This window comes from Nostoc sp. JL31 (assembly GCF_017114965.1).
Classification (GTDB): Bacteria; Cyanobacteriota; Cyanobacteriia; order Cyanobacteriales; family Nostocaceae; genus Nostoc; species Nostoc punctiforme_A.
This window is the reverse complement of the sequence record NZ_JABXKO010000043.1, coordinates 1-15,675: the sequence shown is the minus strand read 5'-3', so window position 1 is coordinate 15,675 and position 15,675 is coordinate 1. Positions and strand designations below refer to the sequence as shown.

13 protein-coding genes are annotated in these 15,675 nt (G+C 41.4%); 6 read left to right on the top strand and 7 right to left on the bottom strand.

Annotation, left to right across the window (positions count from 1 at the left end; translation table 11 throughout):
• Positions 1–213 precede the first annotated feature (213 nt).
• The gene (locus tag HWQ43_RS10100) at positions 214–393 is read left to right on the top strand and encodes a high light inducible protein (RefSeq protein WP_069071239.1); all 180 of its coding nucleotides are present in this window, start codon (positions 214–216) and stop codon (positions 391–393) included.
• Between the two features lie 102 nt (positions 394–495).
• Here HWQ43_RS10100 and HWQ43_RS10095 read toward each other — a convergent pair whose 3' ends face one another.
• From HWQ43_RS10095 to HWQ43_RS10080, 4 genes are all read right to left on the bottom strand, one after another.
• Positions 496–1,587, bottom strand: coding sequence for a hypothetical protein (locus HWQ43_RS10095; RefSeq protein ID WP_292732598.1), 1,092 nt, complete (start codon positions 1,585–1,587; stop codon positions 496–498).
• A 183-nt stretch (positions 1,588–1,770) separates the two neighbouring features.
• On the bottom strand, positions 1,771–4,746 hold the full coding sequence (locus HWQ43_RS10090) for a molecular chaperone (protein WP_292732596.1): 2,976 nt from the start codon (positions 4,744–4,746) through the stop codon (positions 1,771–1,773).
• A 235-nt stretch (positions 4,747–4,981) separates the two neighbouring features.
• Positions 4,982–5,245, bottom strand: a complete 264-nt coding sequence (locus HWQ43_RS10085; protein ID WP_292732594.1) for a hypothetical protein — start codon at positions 5,243–5,245, stop codon at positions 4,982–4,984.
• Positions 5,242–7,788, bottom strand: coding sequence for a proteasome protein (locus tag HWQ43_RS10080; protein ID WP_292732591.1), 2,547 nt, complete (start codon positions 7,786–7,788; stop codon positions 5,242–5,244). Before HWQ43_RS10080 ends, HWQ43_RS10085 begins: the two co-directional genes overlap by 4 nt.
• 936 nt (positions 7,789–8,724) lie before the next feature.
• Between HWQ43_RS10080 and HWQ43_RS10075 the strand changes: the two genes are divergently transcribed.
• From HWQ43_RS10075 to HWQ43_RS10065, 3 genes are all read left to right on the top strand, one after another.
• Positions 8,725–9,447: a PAS domain-containing protein gene (locus HWQ43_RS10075; protein ID WP_292732589.1), complete on the top strand. Its 723-nt coding sequence runs from the start codon at positions 8,725–8,727 to the stop codon at positions 9,445–9,447.
• Between the two features lie 257 nt (positions 9,448–9,704).
• Entirely contained in the window at positions 9,705–10,427 is a 723-nt protein-coding gene (locus tag HWQ43_RS10070) for a cyclase family protein (RefSeq protein ID WP_292732587.1), read from the top strand.
• A 109-nt stretch (positions 10,428–10,536) separates the two neighbouring features.
• The gene (locus HWQ43_RS10065; protein WP_292732585.1) at positions 10,537–12,033 is read left to right on the top strand and encodes an aldehyde dehydrogenase family protein; all 1,497 of its coding nucleotides are present in this window, start codon (positions 10,537–10,539) and stop codon (positions 12,031–12,033) included.
• A 47-nt stretch (positions 12,034–12,080) separates the two neighbouring features.
• On the opposite strand, the gene HWQ43_RS10060 is transcribed toward HWQ43_RS10065, so the two are convergent.
• From HWQ43_RS10060 to HWQ43_RS10050, 3 genes are all read right to left on the bottom strand, one after another.
• The gene (locus tag HWQ43_RS10060; RefSeq protein ID WP_292732646.1) at positions 12,081–12,785 is read right to left on the bottom strand and encodes a Uma2 family endonuclease; all 705 of its coding nucleotides are present in this window, start codon (positions 12,783–12,785) and stop codon (positions 12,081–12,083) included.
• A 507-nt stretch (positions 12,786–13,292) separates the two neighbouring features.
• Positions 13,293–13,493, bottom strand: a complete 201-nt coding sequence (locus HWQ43_RS10055; protein WP_292732583.1) for a pentapeptide repeat-containing protein — start codon at positions 13,491–13,493, stop codon at positions 13,293–13,295.
• Positions 13,494–13,514: 21 nt separating this feature from the next.
• Entirely contained in the window at positions 13,515–14,270 is a 756-nt protein-coding gene (locus HWQ43_RS10050; protein WP_292732581.1) for a caspase family protein, read from the bottom strand.
• Positions 14,271–14,406: 136 nt separating this feature from the next.
• On the opposite strand from HWQ43_RS10050, the gene HWQ43_RS10045 reads away from it, so the two are divergent.
• The gene (locus HWQ43_RS10045) at positions 14,407–14,808 is read left to right on the top strand and encodes a CU044_2847 family protein (protein ID WP_292732579.1); all 402 of its coding nucleotides are present in this window, start codon (positions 14,407–14,409) and stop codon (positions 14,806–14,808) included.
• Positions 14,805–15,515, top strand: a complete 711-nt coding sequence (locus HWQ43_RS10040; RefSeq protein ID WP_292732577.1) for a TIGR04283 family arsenosugar biosynthesis glycosyltransferase — start codon at positions 14,805–14,807, stop codon at positions 15,513–15,515. Before HWQ43_RS10045 ends, HWQ43_RS10040 begins: the two co-directional genes overlap by 4 nt.
• Positions 15,516–15,675 lie beyond the last annotated feature (160 nt).

Genomic DNA, 15,675 nt, shown 5'->3' with positions numbered 1-15,675 from the left:
AAATTCCGCCAAGTACAATTTTCTGAAGTAATTGGCTGTTGGAGCATAGCTTTCCCTCGTAGGCGATCGCAAACCTACTACTATAAAATTACGTGCCCGTAATATATTCAGATAAATTTTATATTGAGTTTATGTTGCAATTTCGTAAAAGTCTGTTACATTACTTTACAGGCAGTTATAACTGTTACAACATAAAAGCTCGGAGTATTATTTATGGCAGACGTTAAGAAGACTACGCCTTCGGTTTCAGAAGATCCTAATGCTTTGCGCTGGGGCTTCACTCCTCAGAGCGAAAACTGGAACGGTCGTTTTGCAATGATTGGCTTTTTATCTGCTGTTGCACTTGAAGTGTTTTCTGGTCAAGGAATTTTACACTTCTGGGGCATCCTTTAGATTTAAACGTTTTTAGCTTCATTAGATTATGAGGCAAGGCGGGGATTAGTAAAATTGTCTGCCTTGCCTCATAATCTCAAGAATTAGAAAATTTGCCAGCAGCTAGCGTGATGAGCGAAATATTACACGCCCTGGAGATTCTTCTTGATTAATTCGCGCATATACTCGAAGACAAGTTAAGACTTCGCTAGGAATACCGCCACAGTCTAGCTGTAAGTCACCCTTGGATAAAGCACAGATATCTGCATAAAGTCCCGATAATTGGCGAATTCGCACTTCATTACCTGCATTAATAGCTTCATCAGCGACTTTCTTCAGGATGCGCCGTGATTCATGTTGTAGCTTTCCCCACCAAGAATAGCGTTCGGCGGGTGGTACGAATACTAGGGAATGTATAGCTTCGTCCATATCAATCCAGGCACGGAGTATTGATAAGGGATCAGTGTTTTTCTCTGCTTTTTGGGTGCGTTGGAAGCGATCGCTTAAAGCATCAATATATTGATCGCGCTGTTCTGGTTTAGAGTGTAAGGAAACGACATCGAAGCTAAAAACGCTCTTTAAAGCGTGATGTAAATCTGGGTCTATTTCGATAAAATTCATATATAAAAATAGGAATGCTGCTGGTAAATCGAATGCATTCCCTTGAGGATTTTGAGGATTTGAAAGTGCTTGCTGATACAAGCTCAATCCCTGTGTTTGAACAGTACCACTAAGTCCGGGGTAGATAATTTCGTCGCGGATAAAGGGAAGCTGAAAGAGATTAGAATTATCTGCGATCGCACCAACTTTTTCAGCCATATCCAAGGTACGCTGTTGCCAAGATGCAGCTAAATCCTCTGGGACTCGTAGCAGTTTGCGTTGAATCTCATTCCATAAATCTGAATCTGTTTGGCTTTGTAGTTGGGAATTACCCAGATAATAATTAAGTTCTGAGTCAGAATTAAAAGCTTCTCGAAGGTGATTTAGTTTTAACTCATCTGGCGGATCTTCCCAACCAGTATTTTGCTGTGGGGGTGCAGGTTCCAACAGGTTATGAAGTTCTTGCAGCACCTGATCGCATACCTTGGCTCCTGGATCTAGTGGAAATTCTGCGCGAGCCTGATTCAGAGTAGTCTCTAGTCCATACAGACTAAACCGCAGTAACCGGGCTAACTCGGAGTTTTTTATTTCTAATAGCTGATGCAAGTGCTGCATAAATATCACCTCCAAATATTTTCATAGCGAATAAAACTTGGCAAACCTCTGCGCCCCTTTGCGTTTACTCCGCGCCCCTTTGCGTTTAAAAACATTAATTTTTTCAACGCAGAGGAACGCATTCGCGTTCGCTTTAGCGTCTCTGAAAGAGAAGCGTCTCGTAGAGAAGGTTAGCGCAGAGGTTTAATGTATGCCGCAAAAGGGATCGCGTTCTTTATCAACTTCATTAGGTTGCAATTCTAATTCAGCACGATACACACATCCTTCGTCTTTCAGGCATTCTTGATTTTGTGATGTCCAGTAAGGCACTTCACCGGCGTGCATCCTTAGAATACCTTGATCGTCGAGAGTTACACGATATTGGCAAGGGTAATCTGTGTTTACATCTGGTTTGCTGAGTGCGCCAATTCTTATCCATTTTTTGCTGTTGGTTTGGGCATCTGTTTGATAAACATAGAAGGTGTGTTGCCCAGTTTGTGGGAATGGAGGTAAGGGATTACTAATTAACCCAATTCCTGGTTGCGTCACCCCATCGCGCAAATAATGAAATTTGTGAAACGTTTTACTACCATCATTTCCTACTTCAAATACAAGATGGTAGGCATCTGGTTGATCTACGGTTGCTGACTCAATCACATTGACAGCAATATCACCATCATTCAAGTCTTTATTGAAGCGTTCAACAGCAATATTCCAGTTTAATTTACCATCAGCAAATAGCGCTGAAGTTTCTGAAACTACTGATTCTAGATCAATACCAGGAATGTCAATTAAATAATGGGGATTTCCTTGACAAAGCAAGACGTTAAATTCGAGAGTTTGGTCAATCTCAAACTGAACTTTGATTTTTTTCAGAAACTCTGCTTCTTGCATCCCCAGTTTATTCATGAGGTTTTTGCCGTCAAAGCTTCCCCATAGTCGTAAATCTCCCTCTTCGTAATCTTGACGGTAGATAATGTTAGTTAATTGTATGCCTTGCCAATGAGTACGAACTTTGGCGACAGTTTCCCAAGGCGCGAGTTGATAGAGTTCTTGTCCAGCTTTGAATATAGTTAGTAAATCGTTGCTTTGGGTTTTGCGTTTGAAGTTGCAGGGCAAATAATAAAACAGGTTTTTGACATCAATTTCTAGCTGGTTGGCTCCCTTACGCAACAAGCTTTTAGACTCTTCTGGATCGAATCTCAATCTTCGTAGCTTTTCGGCATAACAAGCCCCGGCGGAGGTGGCTAGTTTGGTAAATTCCAACACAAAAGTAATCCGTTCTGGATTCCAGACAAAATATGGAGACTTACTAAATTCTTGGTAAATCTGGCGCTGCACTATGTCTAAATTACAAGTTTTACCAGACAAAATTAACCAATCAACTTTTTGGGAATTCCAAGAATCTTTGGTGAGATCGTCGGGACGCAAACGACTTTCCATTAATCCTTTGGCAATCCCGATCGCTTCTTTAATTCCAGATGCGGCGGCTCGTTCAAATTGCTGGTTATCTAAGGTGATACAGATGTTATTTGGATCTTTGACTTGCAATTTAACGGCGCTTTGGGTGAGCAATTCGGAAATTTGCTGCTCAGAAAGTGTGAAGGTTAATAGAGAATTCTCTGCTGGTGGCTTTTGCCCAAGTTTAAGTTTAGCTGCTTCTGCATAATCCCAGAGAAGATAAAAAGATTGCAGACGTTGGGGTGCTTGTTGCCAACGGGTGGGCAATACTTTCTCGGCAGTGTCAAGAGCATCTTTGTAAGCAATATCGCCTTCTGGATTTTCTCTATCCAGACATTTTAAAAGACTGCCAATTTTGAATTTGCCTTGTTCTAAGAAGCGCTCGTTTAACTCGGAGTTAATTAAGTCTTCTAACTTTTCGTTTTCTATATCACCTGTTGTTACTGCTGCCAATAAAAAGTCTGTGATCGCAACTTTTAATAATCTGAAAATTCGCAGTGTAATTAACTCACCACCTAGCTGTAAATGACCAGATGAACCTAATAGTTTGGGAGTAAGTTTATAGTAACGTCCTCCTAAACCTCGGTCTTCATAATCAGCAAAAGCTGGGGTTTTATCTTCTAAAGTCAATTCAATTAAAGCTAAGTCTGTAGTTCCGCCGCCGATATCCAAGACGAGAACATTTTGTGACCATTTGTTTCCTACTTGGCGACAACGGGTTTTAAATGACTCGATCCCAATGTTGAGATTACCGCCAAATTCTCGCCACAAAAAGAATATTGCCACAGAAACGGCTTCGTCATAAGCAGTTTGTACATCGTCGATCCCCAACTGCTCAACTAATTCCCTAACTTCCTTGCGAACAACTGGTGGGGCGACTGTTGGGTAGGTGACAACTGCTGTTAAAAAATCTCCTTCCGAAAATCTGCGTCGTGCGTGTTGGCGGTAGTCTTCAGTTAACTCGATTAAATGCGCCCAAGCAGATTGAATTAGTTGGTTAGCAGTAATTGTTTCTTCTTCGCCATCCAAAATAACTGAAAACGATCGCTCCTGACCAAAATAGCGTTTGGGTGAATGGTGAAACCTGCTGATAATTTCCTTTAAAGAACCGCTTGTACCTTGAGCGATCGCTTTTTTTCGGTTATCTCTAGCTTCCCTACCCATCCGCAGTTTTAAATCCCCTAAGTGCGAAATTTCCGACTCGCTGGGAATTTCCGTATCGCGGCGATCGATATCCAGCACAACTGGGATCAGATTTTGCGACTCTAAGGTAGGGACGCGGAACACCTCATGATAAATTTGGTAAAGTTTTTTGCTGACAGCCCGGCGGAATCTCTCGCTGTTTCCTAAAGAAAGTTCAATTTGGCGAATTGCTTCCAAAAATCGCTCTTTATTATCACTTTCAAATACTTCACTCAATCGGCTGGGTTCTATCTCTAAATTTTTGCTAATTTCTGTGATAAACTTTGCCCAATCATCAGCGCTGACATCTGGTAAAGCCACTGAGGCGGGAGAACTGAGCCATTGCGATAAGCGATCGCGCAACCGCATCTCTTGTTCTTTGGGTAAAATTTCTGCGATCGGTACTTCAATTGGATCGAAAAGTGTCACTGTCGAATTCGACGTGCCAAAATCTAAAGCAAACCATCCTGGAAATCTTTTTTGTTGTTTCTCGCTTGCTTCTTGCTCGCTATATTTGTTGAGTTGAAAAGGGTTCATTATAGTATCACTTTCTGTTGTTTATTTTATAGCTGGCTAAAAACTGTAATGTTCTATCATAAAATTACAAATTTAGAGAATCATTGCGGTAAAAACTTTTAATTTTTGGTCTTGTACCACTGATTCTTTTTAGCACTGGCTTTTTTATTTGACACGATATCTACGCCTACGCTTTTATATGAAAGGACGTAGGTGTAGCTCAAACTAGGTATTGCTATGAAAATTACGGTAGTTACTAAGTTGATGTTGAAGACTCTTGCTCAGTTGCAAGTCTTACTTGTTCAATAGTTAAATCAAGTAACTGGGCAACCTCTTCCATCGACATACCACGAGCTAAGAACCGAGATACAAGTTCAAGTTTTAGTTCTTCTCGTCCCTCTTGTTTAGCTTCTTGATAAACCCTAGTTTCTTCTAACTTAACTCCTAACATTGCTTCTACCTTTTCACGGCTTAAGTTTGCGAATTTATAAACTGCAATATCTCGACGCGATCGCGTCATGTCAAATCCAAATCGTCTGAGGGAGAAACAGCCGCCATTTCAGAAATAATCTGCAACCAAGTAGGAATTTGGATCTCAGATGGCAATTCCCCATCTGCCAAATATCTTAGCAAAGTTTCTTTTTTTGAAAGGTTTTGCAGACTAGGAATAATTTGATCCAAAATACCTTCTAGTTCAGAATTAATTTGTTGATTAACTTCACTAACATACTGCACAAGATGGAGGCTGGCGCTAGCAGTAATTTCATCTCGCAGTCGCAGTACTAAAAGTTGGTGATTGCTGGATCTAGGTAAACCTTGGCTTTTCTCTGGTGCCCAATCAAATATTTGACCGACGTTGTGTTTATCGTCTTGACGTGCTAAGGGAAAGATAATTTCGGGTGCAACGGTTTTGTCTTTACTACTGATTTCAGCGATAATTGCTTCTTTCCATTCGTTAGGGTCGCATCCTAGTAATAATTTGTAAAAGAGATCGGCATCTTCAAAACCAAATTTTTCTTCGATTTCTTGTTCCATTTCTGGGTGGAAAAATGCCTGCAATTGTTCGCGTTCTGGGGCTATATAATTTGATAATTGGTTCAACAAATCTACCACGGCTTGATGGATGCGATCGCGGGCAAAATCTTCTACTTCTTTAACGGTTTTCTCAAATACTGGATAAAAATCATCGCTCTTAGTCGGAAGGGAAGTATTTACGCGGTTTCCCCGATCGAATAATTTCCCGGCTGCACCTTTAGATTCTGCCAGAGCGATCGCTCCATTATTAGCTTTGTTAAAGAGTAAAGTCCACTGGTTCCAATTGAGGATTCTAAAGGTGAGTTCGTCTTTTACTACATCGCTGACGACAACACCGCGCCGGTCTTTGAGTGGTTCTTTGCCGATATCTTTTTGGAAATTTCTGTAGATTTTATCTAAGCTTTCGACCACAAAGCGCAATTCGATAAAAGCGGGATTATCGCCTGTGGGGATACCTTGCTCGTGAATTTCATCTATGATGTCTTTCAAGTGATCTTGTTGCTGACTTACCACATCAGCAGCTCTTTTAGTATCTTCATGAAGTTGCTTCAGACCATGAGTAGCTACGTGGGTTTGAATCAATTCCCGCAGCTTACTAAGTCCGCCATCTTGACTAAAGTAACCCAACTGTCTGCCTAAATAGCTACGGGTGTTAGATTCTATCAGCCGTTCACTTAATAGCTCCCATTTCTGTTGTAGCCGTTTAGACCGATCTAGGTAATCAGGATAGTCTAGGTTAGCTAAAAATTCTGGTGAGCCTGCTTTGACTGTAGTAGAACGTTTTGCTAATTCAGCCAGTCCCAACAGTGGCGACAGTAAAACGATGCGGTCTTTTTGGGTTGTAAATGCTGCTGCACCGTCAATGGTAGTTTGCAGAACTTTGAGTTTTTGGAGAACCGTTTCCTCTTCTAAATGGCTATCTTCAATCAGATGGTCAAGTTCTCTTTCGCCACCCTCGCTATCTAAGGGTAGTTGATCGAAGCGACCCACACCGACAAGAATTAAATCTTTCAGGTCTTGGCCCGGTCGCTGCTGCTGCATCATCGTGAAGATTTTATTGGCGCGATCGCTCCCAGGAGATTTACCATTGAGCAATACCAAAATTGTCTGTACTTCTGCCAATTCTCGCAGTGACAAAAAGGTATCCCTAGCCCCCGAATTAGCAGCCCCCAATCCCGGAAAGTCAATGAGAATAAATTTAGCTGCATCTGCAAAATCCCAAATTTCCCGTGAGATTTTCACATCGATATCTACGCGGCGGATTAGTGGGAAGCTATTTTGCAATAACTTTGTTGGTAGCCTCTGGGGTGGACTCGGTAATCGGATATGTGCTGGGGGTAGATCCTCAAATTTCAGAGTTTGGATTGCCATTGGCTGTTCAACGAGCTGTAGCCCCTCGCGGGCGGTAGTAGCATCAATTTGGTAGTGCCCACCACACATAACCTCCCCATAAGCTTGATAAGCCCGCAGGAATAATACCAACTCCCGGAGTAAATAACGTAGCTCTAAATTGTTACTGCTATTCCACGCTTCTTCACACCAGCTAATAATATCGTTGCCAGAGTTGAGTTTCGATACTGGTATCGGAGGAAGCCCTGCTGCTGTTGTTCGTTTATTGGCTTCCCCTAGCATGAAGCGTAGACACTCATGTACGCCTTCATGAGAAAGATATTCTACTGTAAAGTTACTTAATTGCGTCGTTGCAAAATCATCTTGCGGAATAATATGTATGGCGGTAACATTACCTGTTGTGGGGTTTTCACTCACCGGCAAAGCATCTGCATATCCAATTAGACTGCCTAAAAGTAAGGTTTTTCCACTACTAAATTCTCCCATCACACCGATTTTGACAGGCGAAGTTGCCAGGTCCACAGTTTTCTGGGCAGCCGATCGCAAACGTAGCAGACAGTCATCAAGACTAGCTGGAACCCAATCTTCTTGTTTAGAAGGGTACTGGGGCACAGAATCTATCTTTCGGAGGATGAATTCGCCGTACTCCTTAAAACGGCCCAGTTTATCTGGTTCCATAAAGTAGTTTCCGCCTAACATTAATTTCTGTGAGCTTTATAACATATAAAATGCGATTACCAGCAATTGTTGCAACCAGTTGATATCACATTTAGCATTTCTCTCATTTAATTTGCGATTTTGCTATAGCAATCCTAAATCATTGGTGAGATTTGTTCTCTTTTTCTTGGCGTACTTCTCTACAAGATACTGTGCGTAACTCTACGAGTAATCAAGCTACATTGTACTATTTCGTAGAGAGATGGTTCGTTATCACTTAGATTTCTCATCACTCATATAGGATTGCTATATAAGGCATTTTGACTAGTCAAGACTATTTTGAAAAATTGAGTTTTGTTGGGAACAATAAAAAAGAATACATTCATCATTATCCAAAATTAAAAATAAATAAAGTTGATTTTTATACCAAAAATCAGATAATAACTGCTTAATACAGATGTGGTTCTCAAACTCTTTTATACCCACTGATTTTAAGCAAGATAGATCCATCAGCCAGATTTTAATTCATGCTGAATTCTTCTTGATAAAAAATCAATATTTATTTTGGATAAAATTCTTGATTATTGTGAATTTTTTATAAAGATGTAAATGTGTTGCAGAAACTCATATAGTTTTCGTAAAGCTAAATCAGGTTTTTGAGCAATGCAATTACATAGCTAAGATGAATTTATAAATGACTTCAAAAAAACAAAGTCAAACAAGCTCCCTAATATATAGATAATTTAAATTTCATAAAAAATGCTGAAGTTAATCTTAATGATAACTTCAGCGTTTTTTCAATTTATTTACAGTAAAAGAGGAATTGCTGGGCATATAAAAATAAATAAAGTATTAAGATAGTTAGAAGGTTGGCATAAACAAGATTATATCCATGTATTAAAAATTAATATTTTCAGCATATTACCTCCATAATTTAGGCAGAGCAGGCAGGCAAAAGTGTTTTCTAAAAAGGTGCAGAGCTACGTTAAAGAAATCATAGTTGAAGAAGAAGAAATACAACAGCATGAAAAAGTATTTTGCCAGCAGGCGGATATTGCTCCTCTAATGATTTGGATGTCTGGATGCAATGCACTTTACTGTTACTTCAATTCTAATTGGCTGAAATTCACTGGAACACATCTAAAAACAGCCGTGTCTGCATCTGCGCGAGAAGAGGAAATAGGCAATATTTGGACTGGCAGCGTCCATCCAGAAGATAGACAGCGATGCGAAGATATATACCTGAGAGCATTTGCGACGCACAATTCCTTCCAGAGACAATATCGCCTGCGTGGATCTGATGGCGAATATCGCTGGATTTTAGATACAGCCGCGCCACGATTTGCAGCAGATGGTAGCTTTCTCGGTTACATCGGTTATTGTGTCGATCTAACAGAAGTACCGATAGGGATAAGTCAACCTTCTATAACAGAAAGCTGCTCGCTATCTACAAATTTTTCTCGCCGTATACGTAAAATTACAGAAGATCAACTGCAAGCTGAAATTACCAAACGCCAAGCAGTTGAATCACAGTTACGCCAAAAAACATCAGAATTTGCAGCGATTTTGCAAGTACTTCCTGATTCATACTTTCGTCTTGATGCTGATGGAAGTATTCTGGATTACAAGCAAGGGTTGATAGAGAGTGTATATATTCCACCAGTTTTAATCAAAGCTTAATTTAAACTTAATCTAATAGTTGTTAACTTAAGATTAACTCACTTTTTGCTGCAACATTTGAACCCCCTCAATAGCCTAAAATTTACAGAAATTGGGGGGATTATCTCTTTTCGTATAGGGAATTAGGTTGGAAAAACGTTGTAATGGTAGTACTATGTTTGCGTAGGAGTAGTCCAACCCAGATGATGTATACAACTATCTGCACCTACGTACCTGATAAAAAAAATCCCTGAGTAAAAATAATATAGAAGGCTGGGATGATACAACCCCAAAGTCAAAATAGTATCACCTACACACGTGTTATCCACCTAAGTCATGTAATTGACGTAGATATTCCCCAATGGTCTGGAGATCCCACAGTAGAATTTGAGACTGTGGCTGAACTAAATAATGATGGTTATTACCTGCGGCGTTTCTCCTTGGGGGAACATAGCGCTACCCATATCAACGCCCCTAACAGTTTTCATAGTTATGCTGTGGGAATTGACCAATACCCAGCCCAGTCTTTGGTTGTACCTGCGGTAGTTATAAATATTTGCCAAGCCACAGCAGTTAATCCTGATTATGCCCTGACTATTGCTGATGTTTTGGCTTGGGAAGAAGAATACGGTGAAGTTTCTAGTGGCTGCGTAGTTATATTGAATACTGGTTGGCAGAAAAAGTGGTTTGATAAAAGTGCATTCCTCAATCATGATGCTCAAGGGATTCCCCACTTTCCAGGATTTGGCAGCGATGCCACTCAATTTTTACTTGATAAACGGCAAATAATTGGTGTAGGAATCGATACTCATGGTGTAGATCCAGGACAAGATAACAGTTTTGCGATTAACCGCTTGGTATTGGAAAAACCGCGCATTGTGTTGGAGAATCTAACAAATTTGGATCAACTGCCACCGAAAGGTACTACTCTAGCGATCGCACCTCTAAGATTACGTGGTGGTTCTGGTTCTCCTGTAGGAGTATTGGCGTTAGTGCCTTAACTTTTATATCGATATTTGGTTATTGCGCCAATTTCTTAAACTTGAGGATAACCTAGAAAGCAAGCAAACTTAATACACAAGTTTCAGTGGATCATCGGAGATTTTCAAAATGACAACTCCGCTATTTTGCCGCAATTATATAGACGGTCAATGGTTGAGTGCTATCGGTGAAGCAACTCTGGAACGCCGCAATCCTGCCGACAAAACCGAAGTCGTGGCCACATTTCCCCGTTCCCAAGTTAAGGATGTAGATACAGCGGTAGCCGCCGCCCGTAAAGCCTACCACAGTTGGCGCAAAGTCCCAGCCCCAGCGAGGGCAGAATATATCTTTCGCGTTGGAGAAATATTACTCCAGCATAAAGAACAACTTGCTCAATTAATCAGCCGGGAAATGGGTAAACCCTTGACAGAAGCTAGGGGAGATGTCCAAGAAGGTATTGACTGCGCCTTTTACAGTGCTGGCGAAGGAAGGCGATTATTTGGGCAAACCACACCCTCGGAAATGTCCAACAAATTCGCTATGACTGTGCGGATGCCCATCGGAGTCTGTGCCTTAATTACTCCCTGGAATTTCCCGGTGGCAATTCCTTGCTGGAAAGCTATGCCAGCCTTGGTGTGTGGCAATACAGTCATCCTCAAACCTGCCGAAGATACTTCCGCCTGTGCAACTAAATTGATTGAGATTTTTCAACAAGCAGGTTTACCACCAGGAGTAATTAACTTGGTGCATGGTGTGGGAGAGGAGGCGGGGAAAGCTTTAGTTGAGCATCCCAATGTTGATTTAGTATCCTTTACTGGTTCTTCAGAAACGGGTGCTTTTGTTGGTGCTACTTGTGGCCGCACTCACAAGCGTGTCTGTTTGGAAATGGGTGGTAAAAATGCTCAAGTGGTGATGGAAGATGCGGATTTAGAACTTGCTCTTGATGGTGCAGTATGGGGAGCATTTGGAACAACTGGGCAACGCTGTACGGCTACTAGTCGGCTGATTTTGCATCGTGATATCAAGGAAAAATTTACCGCGATGCTTTATGAGCGTACCAGTAAATTACGCTTGGGTGCTGGCAGTGACTTTGATACAGATATTGGCCCGATTGTCAATGAAAAGCAACTTCAGCAGGTTAGGAAGTATTTGGATATCGCTCGTGAGGAAGGGGCGAAGGTTTTAATTGGTGGAGAAATTGCCACTGAAGGCTCACTGAAAAAGGGTTACTTCTTTCAACCAACTATTTTGGATGATGTAACTCCTGATATGCGCGTTGCTCGTGAAGAGATATTTGGGCCAGTGGTGGTATTGATTGAGGTTAGTTCTTTTGAGGATGCGATCGCAATTCTCAACAATAGCAATTATGGTCTTTCTTCTTCAGTTTACACCCGCGATATCAATCGGGCTTTTACTGCCATGCGCGACATCGAAGCAGGTATCACCTATATTAACGGCCCCACTATTGGCGCAGAGGTACACTTGCCCTTTGGTGGTGTGAAACAAACCGGTAACGGACACCGCGAAGCTGGAACTACTGCTTTGGATGTTTTCACAGAATGGAAAAGTGTTTATGTTGACTTCTCTGGAAGTTTGCAACGCGCTCAGATAGATAACCGCAGTTAAGATAATGAACTACCTCTGGCTGTGCGAAAGTTTGAGCTAGGGGTAGTTCATAGTAAATTTGGGTCAATTCCTTGTTGTTGTAATCTGGCTAAAAGTTCTTGAAGCTGCTGCTGAGTTTGTTCTAGCTGTTGTTGCTGTTGTGCGTTTATCTCTTCTGGAGTTTGGTATCTGTTACCATCTTGGTCATACCAAAACAGCCATTCTCGTATTCTTCCTTGATAAGTACCCTGTTCTCGTCCAATCCCTAAACCAATTTCTGGCATCCAAATTTGATCGCCGAGTTGTAGAGTGTATTTACCTTCAACTAAGCGATAAACTTCTAAACGTTGACGCTTACGACGTAGCCGCGTTGGTGCATAAATGACGTAATATAAAATGCCTAATTGGGCATAATCTATTTTCTTTTGTTCATATTCGCCATTGTAGGTTTGAGAAACCACTTCTAAAGCTAAAATGGGCGTAATTCCTTCTTCTTCCCAGAAAACGTAACTAGAACGTCCGTTTTCTCCAACAAAACGTTCAACACCTAAACTCAAAAACCCATCGGGGACTATAGCTGGTTGTAATGGTGTATAGTAAATTCCCATGTTGATACCGAAAAACCAGTCATCACGGGTTTGCCAAATCGAGGCTAAGATGGCTAACAATAAATTAGGAATTAATATTTGTAGTTCGTTATCCACAGGGGTATCATCAGAATCTGGTAATTCCGCCGATGAAGGTAGGCAATCTAAGGGATTGTAATTATACATAATACTTGGTGGTTGACAGTTATCAGTTAACACCATTTTTTCAGACTAGATGCAGAATTCCCGGAAGTGACTTCAGGGTTCTGCGATCGCTTAATTATAAAAACTTACTGTGAGCAAAGCAATCTTTGAAAAGAGCGATCGCTCTTGAACACCATTTTTTCAGACTAGATGCAGGGTTGGTTTTTATTTGCTGCGATCGCTTAATTATAAAAACTCATTGCCTGCAAAGCAATCTCCGAAAAGTGCGATCGCTCTTGAACACCATTTTTTCAGACTAGATGCAGGGTTCGTCTTTGTTTAGTGCGATCGCTTGATTATGAAAACTCATTGCCAGCGAAGCAGTCCCTGATCGCTTTGCTCGCTCTGACAAATAAATCTTTTTGTTTTGCCCAGAGACGCAAACAAAACCGCAAAACAACTACTTTTAGTCGAATTAATGATGTAAAAAAAGTTTGCGGAAAGTTGCATTGCGGGATTGGGTAGAAGTAAAAACGCAACCCAAAGTATTCATTTAGCTGGTTCTGGTGGTAAACCAAGCTTGGCTCGAAAATCTTTGTCATATTTAGCCTTATCCCAATTTTCAGCAGATTTAACTTGCTCAGGAGTTAGGTTTTTGGCATAGCTGAGGTTGGCACCGCTGAGGTCGGCACTGCTGAGGTTGGCATATCTTAAGTTGGCATCTGCTTCTGTGCAATCAAAATAAGACAACCCTTTGTAAGGACAAATAGCTTATATCTGTACTGTGGAGTTAACAGGAGAGGAATTCCATTTACGGGTGAGATTAATTGCTTCACCAGAGTTAGCAAATATGGGACGCTGGGGAAACGGGTGATGTTCTTGATTGAGCAAGTCTACTAAAGTGTAGTTACTCACCCAACGGTCTTGTTTTGGTTCTAAACCTTTCAGCAGTGCAGCAGTGAGAACGCTGTGTTGGCTGTTAATCTCTTCAAAAGCGACTTCAAAATCACGAGAAGCCGCAATAAGACACCTGTCTCTGCCTTTACCGCGATCGCCTGGATCTGCCTCTGCAAAATTTAGCACTTCTCCGCTATGGCAGCAATCCAAAATTACAATTTGTTGTCTTACTTCACTTTCTTGCAGCAGTCGCCGCAGCCATTGCAAAGATAATCCCCACTTACTCTCATCAGGGTTGACTTCACTTGTCGCTAAAAAGCCTTCCTGAATCCCTAGATTTTTCCGCAATCCATGACCGGAAAAATACAGCAGTGCTGTGTCTGGTGGCTTCCCATCTGGCTTAAACAATTGGACGATCGCTCTTTCTAACTGAGTTAAACTAACTTTAGTTTGCTTACCAATGCGAATCGTCTCATTTTCCTTGTCTTTGACTGCTGGGAGCCGCGTTACCTGAAATTCGCCATATTGTTGTAAAATTTGAGCGATCGCTTCAGCATCGGTAGCTGGTGCGTTGAGACTCTTTAAGCGGTCATACGTATTAATTCCCACCACCAAAGCGTCTCGACTCATCCTGCAAAGCCCTATGATAGTTGTGCCGAATTATTTCCAGCTTCTACAAGAAATTTACCGCATTTTCCGTAAAATTTTGTAGATAAGCACCGCTGGGCTACCCTAGACGCAATTCTTTTAGGCGAGATTTATCCCCATGACTCAACTCACACCTATTCAGTTAGAAGATGGCACGATTATTTACATTGAGGCTACAAATAATGTAGATGCTCCACCAGTCATTACCGAAGTTTCTCCAGAGGGAGAAGAAGAAGCGCTAATTGATAAGGGATGGGATGCTGATGCTGCACAAAAACAGATAGTCCAAAATTTCCAAGCAATTGAAGGTACAATTCGGGCTTACACTGTTTATTCACTTAATGCTTTTAAGAAAATCCCTGTTGCCAATATTGATAAAGTCACTCTTGAATTTGGCATCAAAGTTGGCGGTGAAGCAGGTATACCTTACGTAACGAAAGGCACGGCTGAAAGCAATCTGAAGGTAACGGTAGAGTGTTCATTTCCTGACCAACCGGAAAAGAAAACTCAGCAATCATGAGTGAGAGTATTGACGGAGCTAAAATTTCGATTATTATTCCGGCTATTAATGAAGCGGGGAATATTAAAAAAGCCATTGCTACTACTCAAGCCAATCTAAATATAGAAGTCATTGTTGTAGACGGTGGCTCTAGTGATGATACTGTAGCGATCGCTCAGTCTTTAAATGTCAAAGTTATCTCATCATCTCCCGGTCGTGCTGTGCAAATGAACGCGGGTGCTGTAGCAGCTAGCGGTGAGATTCTGCTATTTCTCCATGCAGATACCCGTTTGCCAACAGGGTTTGATGAGATGATTTGCACAGCGCTACAACAATCGGGGACTGTAGCTGGTGCTTTTAAGTTGCGGATTGATGCCTCACTTTTAAGTTTACGATGGGTAGAGTGGGGAGTAAATGTGCGATCGCATTTTTACCAAATGCCTTATGGCGACCAAGCAATTTTTTTAACAAAGGAAATATTTCAGCAAATAGGCGGCTTTCCCGAATTGCCTATCATGGAAGACTTTGAACTCATGCGTCGTTTAAAACGCATCGGACGTGTTGTAATTATTCCTACACCAGTTGTCACCTCAGCGCGTAGATGGTTGCAAAAGGGAGTATTGAAAACTACGCTGCTTAATCAAATAGTAATTATTGCTTATTTGCTCGGCGTTTCACCTGAGCGAATTTGTAGCTGGTATCGTCGAGAAAAATTTAAGAGGCTTTAAGCTGTTTCTCATTTAGGTGGTATATCTTAGGGGCATTGGATTTGAGGTGTAAATTTTAAAGTTGAGCCTCAGAAGGTCAACGTCGAGCTTCAGAAGGTCAACGTCGAGCCTCAGAAGGTCAAAGTTGAGCCTCAGAAGGTCAACGTCGAGCCTCAGAAGG

Excerpts from the sequence above, each read along its gene's own strand:
- HWQ43_RS10085 (WP_292732594.1), bottom strand. The coding sequence starts at position 5,245 with ATGACGCGATCGCGTCGAGATATTGCAGTTTATAAATTCGCAAACTTA.
- HWQ43_RS10070 (WP_292732587.1), top strand. The coding sequence starts at position 9,705 with ATGATACAACCCCAAAGTCAAAATAGTATCACCTACACACGTGTTATC.
- HWQ43_RS10080 (WP_292732591.1), bottom strand. The coding sequence starts at position 7,788 with ATGGAACCAGATAAACTGGGCCGTTTTAAGGAGTACGGCGAATTCATC.
- HWQ43_RS10065 (WP_292732585.1), top strand. The coding sequence starts at position 10,537 with ATGACAACTCCGCTATTTTGCCGCAATTATATAGACGGTCAATGGTTG.
- HWQ43_RS10050 (WP_292732581.1), bottom strand. The coding sequence starts at position 14,270 with ATGAGTCGAGACGCTTTGGTGGTGGGAATTAATACGTATGACCGCTTA.
- HWQ43_RS10040 (WP_292732577.1), top strand. The coding sequence starts at position 14,805 with ATGAGTGAGAGTATTGACGGAGCTAAAATTTCGATTATTATTCCGGCT.
- HWQ43_RS10100 (WP_069071239.1), top strand. The coding sequence starts at position 214 with ATGGCAGACGTTAAGAAGACTACGCCTTCGGTTTCAGAAGATCCTAAT.
- HWQ43_RS10090 (WP_292732596.1), bottom strand. The coding sequence starts at position 4,746 with ATGAACCCTTTTCAACTCAACAAATATAGCGAGCAAGAAGCAAGCGAG.
- HWQ43_RS10060 (WP_292732646.1), bottom strand. The coding sequence starts at position 12,785 with ATGTATAATTACAATCCCTTAGATTGCCTACCTTCATCGGCGGAATTA.
- HWQ43_RS10045 (WP_292732579.1), top strand. The coding sequence starts at position 14,407 with ATGACTCAACTCACACCTATTCAGTTAGAAGATGGCACGATTATTTAC.
- HWQ43_RS10095 (WP_292732598.1), bottom strand. The coding sequence starts at position 1,587 with ATGCAGCACTTGCATCAGCTATTAGAAATAAAAAACTCCGAGTTAGCC.